The organism is Lentzea sp. NPDC054927, from assembly GCF_053610285.1.
Genome location: NZ_JBSGXZ010000055.1, coordinates 42,813 through 49,482 on the forward strand (window position 1 = coordinate 42,813; position 6,670 = coordinate 49,482).

A 6,670-nucleotide genomic window follows, 5' to 3' on the forward strand; every position below is an offset into this window, starting at 1 on the left:
GCCGTTGAGAGCCAGGTCACACCTGTAATGTCCGATGGGATGATCAAGGACTTCGACGCGATCGACGGCACAGAAGGCCCGGCAGCGGTCCGTGCGTTGATCAGCTCACTGCGTTCCGACGACTACGCCGCCCACCTGGCGGTCTACGGCGCCCTGGAACTGTTCCCGCCCGCCGTGCTCAGCCAGGGCACGATCGACGCCGTCCCCGAGTTGCTGGAGATCCCGCCGGAGAACAGCGGTGAGGTGCTCCTGCTCGTGGCCGCCATGTTGAGCGAGGAGGAACTCCACGCCTTCAACGTCGCTTTAGGCCGGTTGGAACCCGCCACACGCGAGCGGCTGACCACGCTGGTCACCCACCACGAGCAGGGCGAATGGCTCGCCGACGACCGGACGCTCGGCCGCCTGCGCGCCGAGTAGTGTTCGAACCCGTGATCGAACACCTCAGCATCGAGACCGAGGCAGGCACCTTCGACGCCATCGCGTCCGGCCCGGAGGACGGCCGCCAGGTGCTGCTGCTGCACGGATTCCCCGAAGCCGCCATCGAGTGGGAACACCAGGTCGCGGTGCTCGGCGTGAACGGCTTCCGCGCGATCGCCCCCGACCAGCGCGGCTACTCCCCCGGCGTCCGGCCGGAGCAGGCCTCCGAGTACACCGTGACGCACCTGGTCGGCGACGTGATCGCGATGGCGGACGCGCTGGGCTGGGGCACGTTCGACCTGGTCGGCCACGACTGGGGCGGCGCTGTCGCGTGGTGGACCGCGATCGACCACCCGGACCGCCTCCGCACGCTCTCCGTGTTCTCCACGCCGCACCCCGGCGCACTGAAGACCGCGCTGCAGACCGACGAAGACCAGCACATGCGCTCGCAGTACATGCTCGACTGGCGCGAACGCAGCACCGAGCGGCGGATGCTGGACAACAACGCGCACGCGCTCAGGTCGATGTTCGAGTGGCGGGTGCGGCAGTCGCACGTCGACGAGTACATCCAGCGGCTGAGCGAAGAAGGCGCGCTGACGGCGGCGTTGAACTGGTACCGCGCCGGCAAGCCGTCGGGGGCGGCGGACAAGGTCAGCGTCAAGACGATGTACGTCTGGAGCACCGAGGACGTCGCGTTCGGGTCGATGGCCGCGTTCGAGACCGAGAAGTGGTGCACGGGCGGGTATCGGTTCGAGATGGTCGAGGACGTCAGTCACTGGATCCCCGAGGAGATCCCGGAGGCCGTGTCCTCGATGCTCCTGGAACATCTGAACTAGATTCGGGGCCATGCGCGTGGCCGGTCTTCTGCTAGCCGCGGGGGCCGGCCGCCGGTTCGGCACCCCCAAGGCTCTCGTTCCGTTCGACGGCAGGCTCTTCGTCGAAAGCGCCGCCGAACTACTCAAGGCCGCCGGCTGCGATCCGGTCGTCGTCGTCCTCGGCGCCCAGGCGGACGAGGTGCGGGCCAAGGCCTCTTTGGACGGCGTCACCGTCGTCGACAACCCGCACTGGGACACCGGCATGGGATCGTCGCTGCGGACCGGCCTGCACGCCGTCGGCAGCGCGGACGCGGTCGTGGTGCTCCCCGTGGACACACCCGGCGTCACGGTCGCCGCCCTGCACCGCCTGATGGACCTCGCCGAGCCGCGAACGCTGGCACGAGCGGTCTACCACGGCGAGATCGGGCACCCGGTCCTGATCGGATCCGACCACTTCGCGGGCGTGATGGCCTCAGCGGCGGGTGACCAGGGCGCGCGCGACTACCTCAAGGCGAACACCGTCCGCCACGTCGAATGCGCCGACGTGGCGGACGGTGCCGATGTGGATCACCCGAGCGACCTGCCGGAGGTCAGGCCACGTAGCGGCGGAGCTTGATGCCCGACGACACGTTGGACGCGCTCAGCCAGTGCAGGCCACCGCCCGCGTAGGCCGGGTCGGACACGGCGAACTCGTTGCCGCCGGCGCGGTAGCCGACGATCGTGGCGTAGTGGCCGCCGGAGTAGTTGCGGCCGTTCAGGCGGATCACGTTGATCACGACGGCGTGGCCGCGGTTGGCGTTGTAGACGACGTCAGCCTTGAGCTTGGTCAGCAGCTGCGCGTCCGTCGACCACTGCTTGACCTGGTAGTAGGTCGAGCCGGTGTAGTGGTCGAGGGCGTTCTCGAGGTTCTTGATGTTCGGCAGGCCGTTGGTCGTGACCTTCATGAAGCTGGCCAGCGTGGACTGCTCGACGTACTTGCCGCGCGCGGTCAGGGCGATGCGGGCGGCGGCCGCGGAGCACCAGTAGCCGGTCTTCTGCACCTGGAATTGGTGCGGGAGAACGCCTTCGCCCTGGATGCCGAGCTCGGCGGCGGCCGGGATGACGGTCTCGCCGGGCGACGCCAGCGCGACCGGCGCGGTGAGGATGGTCATCGCGACGCCGGCGGCGGCGATCGCCCCCGTGATCTTCGCAAGCTTCATCTTCCAGATCCCCTCAGTGGTGGCGCCGTCCCCTGGAGCGGCGCTGAACGAAGCTTGGTGGGAGATGCGGAACGGTCGCCACCACATTCGGCCAAGACCTAAAAACCCAGGTAGAAGTACTCACGGCCGCGCCAGGACCCACGCGGGGTGGGCGTAATGCACCTTTCGGCTGAGTAGTCTCGAATCCGGTACAGGTCCCGGATCGCTGTGCCACTCTGCTGGTCGTGTTGCGTGTCCACTTCACGGCGGAGGATCTGGCGAGGGTGCGTGTCGCCCCTGGTCCCGACCCGATGTGGGAGATCCTGCTGAGCCTGCACGTGCTGCGGCAGCGCTCGGCGACGCCGGTGTTCGGCTCGTGGCGGGCGACCGTGCGGACGACGTTGCCCGACGACGCCCGCTGGCTCATGCAGCTGGCACCGCCCGTCGGCTACTCCCCGGACTTCCTGACCCCCACCGCGGGCTCGTGCGCGCTGGACGCGGGCATCGACGCGGTGCTGTCGACGCCGGTGGCGTCGTTGCGCGCGGACCTGGCCCAGCTGGACCACCAGCACCGCCTCGACCCGCGCACGCACCTGCTGGCCAGCGGCGACGTGGCCACGTTGGACTCGCTCGGCGAGGCGTTGCGCACCTACCACCGGCGCGCGCTCGCCCCGATCTGGGACGACATCAGGGCCGTGGTCGAGGCGGAACGCGCGGTGCGGGCCCGTTCCTTCCTGGACAGCGGCTGCGAGGGCATGCTCGCGGCCCTGCACCCGACCATCTCGTGGACGCCACCCGTGCTGTCGATCGAGTCCCGCTTCCCCCAACGCGACGTGCACCTGCACGGCCAAGGCCTGGTCCTGGTGCCGTCGTACTTCTGCTGGGAACGCCCGATCATGCTCCGCGACCAGAGCCGCTCACCCGTTCTCGTCTACCCGGTGGCCCGCGACCTGCACGTCACGAGCGCCGGCAAACGTTCGCTGGAAGCACTCCTGGGCCGCACCCGCGCCGCTGCCCTGGTCGTCATCGCGGGCGGCTGCACCACCACCGAACTGGCCCGCAGGCTCGGCATCTCCGCCGCCTCGGCCAGCGCCCACGCCACCGTCCTGCGCGACGCGGGCCTGGCCGTGGCCCAACGACACCGCAACTCCGTCCTGCACACCGCCTCAGCCCTAGGCGTAGAGCTGCTCGCCTAGTGTCCTTGGTCGCAACTCCACAGCCAGTCATCCCGTTCGGCTGGGTGGCGTGTGCAAGTACCGCCAACTCTTGATCAAACGGCCTGCAACTACACCCAACAAGCAGCTCCGCGGTCTGTGGCCGCCGGAGCAGACAGGTCGGTTGGGTGTAGTTACAGGCTCGATGATCTTGGGTTGGTGGTACTTGCACACGCCAGAAGCTGACCGCGAACCAGCGGCTCAGGACACTAAGGCCGCGCGTGCACCGCCGCACGGGCACACCCACCGGCAACGACCAGCAACGCGGACGCCACCCACACCGGCCAGAGCTCGGAGTAGGTGATCGCCAGCGCTATGTTCGTGGCCCCCGCAGCCGTGAAGACCGCCGCCAGCGCGACCCAGAAGAAGAAGTACCGCCTGATCCAACCCACCCCCATCCGCCAAGAGCCGCCCGGTGTCACAACACCCGTCATCGCGCGTATCGAGGTTTGTGGTGCTCGGGTTACTGGTGAGGTCACCTGCGATCCGGTACTACTGAGCCGCATGACGACCGACACCGTGACCGGCTCCGACTACGGCAACCTCGTGCGCACGCACCTGACGCGCGTCGAGCAGCAGAACGCCGCCGCACTCGACGACGTGGCCGAACTCGTGCTCGCCGCAGTGCAGGCAGACGGAACCATCCTCACCGCAGGCGCGGGCCACTCACTCGCGGCGGTCGCCGAGACCTTCTACCGGGCAGGCGGCCTGGCCTGCGTCCGCCCGGTCTACCACCCGGAACTGCTCCCGATGCACGGCGCCATCAGCAGCACCTCAGCCGAACGCCGCTCCGGCCTGGCCGGCGAGGTCCTGCGCGAAGCCGGCCTCGCCCCGCACGACGTCCTGTTCGTCTTCTCCACCTCGGGCGTCAACTACTACCCGGTCGAACTGGCCCAGGAAGCCGCCAACGCCGGCTGCCCGGTAGTAGCAGTCACCTCCGTGGCCTCCAGCGCCCAAGCCCCCCGCCGCGCCGGCGTCACTCTCGCCGAGGTGGCCACCGTCGTCCTGGACAACCTCGTCCCACCCGGCGACAGCACCTACCCGGTAGAAGCCCCGGTGACCGCCGCGATCTCGACCGTGGCCACCGCCTTCCTCTGGAACCTGCTGATGGTCCGCCTGGTCGACAAGGCCGCCGAAACCGGCGTGCAACTGCCCCTCTGGCGCAGCGCCAACGTGGAAGGCGGCGACGCGGCCAACGCCGACCTGCTCAGGCACTACCAAACCCGCATCCCCCAGCTCGGCTAGGTAGCAATACTCAAGATCTCGCAGCCCCTCAGCGTTAATCTCCCACCGGGGAAGCACTTACCTTGGGGGGACTTGACGTGGAACAAAAGACTCGCAGATGGATCCTGATCGGCGGCGCGCTCGCCACCGCCACCACGCTGGGCGTGGCGAGCGCCCTGCTCTTCAGCAGCGACGACCCAGCCGCCTCAACCGAACAACCAAGACGACAACCAACACAAGAACAGCAGAAGGTCCTGGGCCCCAGCGACGTGGCCAGCCGGTTCGTCAACAACATGTTCGTCGAACCAACAACGGCAGCCCCGCACACCGACGCACCGAACCCGGCCGTGAACGCCCTGATCGCCACCAAGAAGGCAATGGGCGCCTCCACTTACAAGGCCACCCTCGCACCAGAAACCACCCTCGACGCCACCACAGCCGACATCCCGGCCTCCGTGACGTGGACCCTGCCCAACCAGGCCACCCTGAAGTACGACGTCAAACTCACCCTGCGACGCACCGGAGACGAGTGGAAAGTCCACTGGACCCCCACCGTCATCCACCCACAACTGACCGAGGACACCGCCCTCACCTACCGACCAGCCCTGGCCGACGGCGCCCTGCTGGGCCGCGACGGCAAACCGCTGGTCCAAGGCACCATCCCCGACGGCCTGTACAAAACCATCACCGGCCAAGCAGGCGACGTCAAAGGCACAGACGGCTGGGAAGTAGGCATCACCAAGGGCGCGGCCTTCACCCGCCTGGACGGCAAAACCCCAGAGCAGGGCCAAAAACTCACCGTCACCATCGACCCGGCCCGCCAAGCAGCAGCCCAAGCCGCAGTGGACGCCCTCCCCCAAGGCGCGGCAATCGTCGCCATCGAGGCCTCCACCACCGAAATCCTGGCCGTGGCCCAAAACAAAACCCTGTCAGGCACCAACCCCTTCGTAGGCCGCTACGCCCCAGGCTCAACGATGAAAATCGTGACGGCCGCCGCCGCCCTGAACGCAGGCCTGACCTCCCCCAACACCCCCTTACCCTGCCCCGCCACCGCCACCATCGGCACCCGCACCATCAAAAACGCCGACTTCGGCCACGACAGCCTCCCCTTCCACACCGCATTCGCCGTCAGCTGCAACACCACCTTCGGCTCCCTGGGCTCCAAACTCCCGCCAAACGCCCTCCCAGACATGGCAAAACGCTTCGGCCTGGGCGCCGACTGGACCATCGCAGGCGCCGACACCAACACCGGCAAAGTCCCACCAGCCTCAGGCGACCAACAGGTAGAAAACTCTTTCGGCCAAGGCAACGTAGTGGCAAGCCCCTTCGGCATGGCCCTAGTAGCCGCCACCGTCGTCTCCGGCAAGCAACCCACCCCAACCCTGATGCGCGGCAAGCCCTCAACCGCCAACGACGCGGCAGCCGCCCCACCAGCCGCCGTACTCCAACCTCTGCGCGCGATGATGCGCGAGGTAGTCACCAGCGGAACGGCAAAGCAACTAGCAGGCATCCCAGGCCTAGCAGGCAAAACCGGCACAGCAGAAGCAGGCGGCGGCACCGCCCACGGCTGGTTCGTGGGCTACCAGGGCAACGTGGCCTTCGCAGTTTTCGTAGAAAACGCAGGCTCATCCCAAAGCGCCCTAACGGCAACAGCCGCATTCCTGAAGGGCTAACCCCAAGCCGAAGCCGCAGGCGAGGCGACCCAAAGGCGAAGCCGAGGCGTCTTTGGCTTTTCTCGTGTGGTTCCGGTGGGGGTCCCCGTCACGAGTCGTGCCTCAGCTCTTGCTGCAACCAGGGAGGGATGTCAAACGGACACGCTTTT

General features: G+C 67.9%; 8 protein-coding genes. 6 read left to right on the forward strand and 2 right to left on the reverse strand.

Going from position 1 to position 6,670, the window contains the following annotated elements:
• The first annotated feature begins 39 nt into the window (after window positions 1–39).
• From ACWGE0_RS41295 to ACWGE0_RS41305, 3 genes are read left to right on the forward strand one after another with little or no spacing between them, the layout of a single operon-like run.
• On the forward strand, window positions 40–417 hold the full coding sequence (locus ACWGE0_RS41295; protein ID WP_452266331.1) for a hypothetical protein: 378 nt from the start codon (window positions 40–42) through the stop codon (window positions 415–417).
• 11 nt (window positions 418–428) lie between these two features.
• Window positions 429–1,253, forward strand: coding sequence for an alpha/beta fold hydrolase (locus tag ACWGE0_RS41300; protein WP_452266332.1), 825 nt, complete (start codon window positions 429–431; stop codon window positions 1,251–1,253).
• Between the two features lie 10 nt (window positions 1,254–1,263).
• Window positions 1,264–1,848: a nucleotidyltransferase family protein gene (locus ACWGE0_RS41305; RefSeq protein WP_452266333.1), complete on the forward strand. Its 585-nt coding sequence runs from the start codon at window positions 1,264–1,266 to the stop codon at window positions 1,846–1,848.
• On the opposite strand, the gene ACWGE0_RS41310 is transcribed toward ACWGE0_RS41305, so the two are convergent.
• Entirely contained in the window at window positions 1,823–2,431 is a 609-nt protein-coding gene (locus ACWGE0_RS41310; RefSeq protein WP_452266334.1) for a C39 family peptidase, read from the reverse strand. The two genes, ACWGE0_RS41305 and ACWGE0_RS41310, sit on opposite strands and share 26 nt — an antisense overlap.
• A 224-nt stretch (window positions 2,432–2,655) precedes the next feature.
• Here ACWGE0_RS41310 and ACWGE0_RS41315 point away from each other — a divergent pair, with 224 nt between their 5' ends.
• Window positions 2,656–3,606, forward strand: coding sequence for a MarR family transcriptional regulator (locus ACWGE0_RS41315; protein WP_452266335.1), 951 nt, complete (start codon window positions 2,656–2,658; stop codon window positions 3,604–3,606).
• Between the two features lie 227 nt (window positions 3,607–3,833).
• Here ACWGE0_RS41315 and ACWGE0_RS41320 read toward each other — a convergent pair whose 3' ends face one another.
• Window positions 3,834–4,016, reverse strand: a complete 183-nt coding sequence (locus ACWGE0_RS41320; RefSeq protein ID WP_452266336.1) for a hypothetical protein — start codon at window positions 4,014–4,016, stop codon at window positions 3,834–3,836.
• Between the two features lie 112 nt (window positions 4,017–4,128).
• Between ACWGE0_RS41320 and ACWGE0_RS41325 the strand changes: the two genes are divergently transcribed.
• Together ACWGE0_RS41325 and ACWGE0_RS41330 are read left to right on the forward strand one after the other, a co-directional pair.
• Entirely contained in the window at window positions 4,129–4,869 is a 741-nt protein-coding gene (locus ACWGE0_RS41325) for an SIS domain-containing protein (protein WP_452266337.1), read from the forward strand.
• Window positions 4,870–4,946: 77 nt separating this feature from the next.
• Entirely contained in the window at window positions 4,947–6,521 is a 1,575-nt protein-coding gene (locus ACWGE0_RS41330) for a penicillin-binding transpeptidase domain-containing protein (protein WP_452266338.1), read from the forward strand.
• Window positions 6,522–6,670 lie beyond the last annotated feature (149 nt).